The sequence below is a fragment of the Nocardiopsis listeri NBRC 13360 genome (genome assembly GCF_001570765.1).
Lineage (GTDB): Bacteria > Actinomycetota > Actinomycetes > Streptosporangiales > Streptosporangiaceae > Nocardiopsis > Nocardiopsis listeri.
Genome location: NZ_BCSH01000132.1, coordinates 1 through 1,297, shown reverse-complemented (window position 1 = coordinate 1,297; position 1,297 = coordinate 1). Strand labels below are relative to the sequence as shown.

Here is a 1,297-nt window from a genome sequence, read left to right as displayed (position 1 = left end):
AACTCGCCGTGACGCTTCTATGTCAAGCGGCAGGCCGATAGACCTCTCCCACCTGCCGCTTGAGCGCTTGATCAGCGACCATCGCTCGATACACCACATCCACCAAATGCCGCTTCAGAGCCCGATACGCGCCCTTTTTACCCTTGGCCACCTCCCTGGCACGCACGAACTCCTGAGCCGGCCCGGGCCACTGAACCTGAACCAACGCGATCGAGTGCATCGCCCGGTTCACCTGCCTGTTCCCACCCCGATGCAGCCGGTGCCGCCGGCGACCGGAAGAGAACACCGGGATCGGCGCGCACCCCGACCAGCGAGCCAACCGCGCCGAGGACGCGAACCGGCCCACGTCCCCCACCTGCGAAAGCAACACCGCAGCCCAGACCACACCCACACCACGGATCGCCAACAGGTTCGGCGCTATCGGCCCCACCACGTCCCTGAGCCGGCGCTCCACACCAGCCACACGCACAAGCAGCGCTTGGACCTCATCAAGCTGCTCCAACAGCGCCCAACGCACCACCTCCTCCACATCGGCCTGCTCCACCACAAGACGCACCCGACCCACCTTCACCCGAGTGGACAACGCCCCCTTGCCCGAGCTTTGACCCAGCTCCGTGTGCAGCATGGCCAGCAGCCGGTTGGTCAACGCCACACGACGCTCGACCAGATCTTGGCGCAGGTCCACCAGCACACGCACCTGGCGCACCACCGGGTCGATACGGTGCCGGGCCAGATGGGGATCGGCCAGGGCCGCGCGCGCTACCGCCACCGCATCGATCACGTCGGACTTGGCCCCTACCGCCCCGCTCAACCGGCGGTGGGCGGCCATGGCCCGGGCAGGCACCCACACCACCTCCTGACCCGCGTGCAGCAGAGCGTCAGCGATCGCCCGCCCCAGACCGGGGCCGCCCTCGATGGCCCACAACACCGGGGCTTGCAGAGCCAGAGCACGAGCCCAGGCCAGGAGCTGGCCCAGAGCCTTAGGGCCCGAGGCGACCTTCTTGGCCAGTCCCACACGGGTGCCGTCATCGGCCAGCGCGACGGCCTGGTGCATGTTCTTGTGCGGATCGATGCCCACTGTCACCATGGCAGTGTCCTGTTCTTCCTCTTCAGAGCAACGGGACGGTTGCCAGAGCCCTGCCGCGGGGGACAGATCTACTGTGAGTCAACGGCTACACAGGCTTCTATAAGGTCACTCCCGCGAGCGGGGCTCTGGTCTGCGGGCACTGGTGGACAAGTCACGAACAGGTCCTCAAAGACAGATCTTGCTGGAGTCACCCCAGCCCCGCTGCCGGGC

1 protein-coding gene is annotated in these 1,297 nt (G+C 66.9%); it reads right to left on the bottom strand.

Translation table 11 applies throughout. The features are described from left to right. Positions 1 to 22: 22 nt before the first annotated feature. On the bottom strand, positions 23 to 1,087 hold the full coding sequence (locus NLI01S_RS24780; protein ID WP_067609324.1) for an IS110 family transposase: 1,065 nt from the start codon (positions 1,085 to 1,087) through the stop codon (positions 23 to 25). Positions 1,088 to 1,297: the final 210 nt, after the last annotated feature.

Coding starts and splice junctions, on each gene's coding strand:
- NLI01S_RS24780 (WP_067609324.1), bottom strand. CDS start 1,087: ATGGTGACAGTGGGCATCGATCCGCACAAGAACATGCACCAGGCCGTC.